Below are 333 nucleotides of genomic sequence, written 5' to 3' on the forward strand. Positions count from 1 at the left end.
GCCGGGACCTCCGGCGCCGGCTGGTGCGACTCCCGGACCGCCATCTCCACCAGGGCGCGCGTGAGCGTGGCGATCACGGCCGCATCGGCCGGGTTGAGGCACACGTCCGCGATCCTCACCTCGAGCGTCGGCTGGTGCTCCGAGAGGCGAGCGTCGTAGTAGAGCATCGCGGCGTCCAACGGCACTCCCGTCGCCAGCATCGCCGCCTGGTGTCGTTCGTACGCCTCAGCGGACCCGTACAGGTCGACCGGACCGGCAGTAGGCCAGCGCGACCACGCCTGGTAGCGGTACGAGGCGTAACCGGTGTCCGTGCCGTGCCAGAACGGCGAGTTC

Annotated in this window: 1 protein-coding gene; it reads right to left on the reverse strand. The window is 70.9% G+C overall.

The window, feature by feature from the left end:
* Positions 1–333, reverse strand: a 333-nt coding sequence (locus tag D9V41_RS17105) for a carboxylate-amine ligase (RefSeq protein WP_243697333.1), incomplete at both ends; no start/stop codon positions are given.

The organism is Aeromicrobium phragmitis (assembly GCF_003674095.1).
GTDB classification, from domain to species: Bacteria; Actinomycetota; Actinomycetes; order Propionibacteriales; family Nocardioidaceae; genus Aeromicrobium; species Aeromicrobium phragmitis.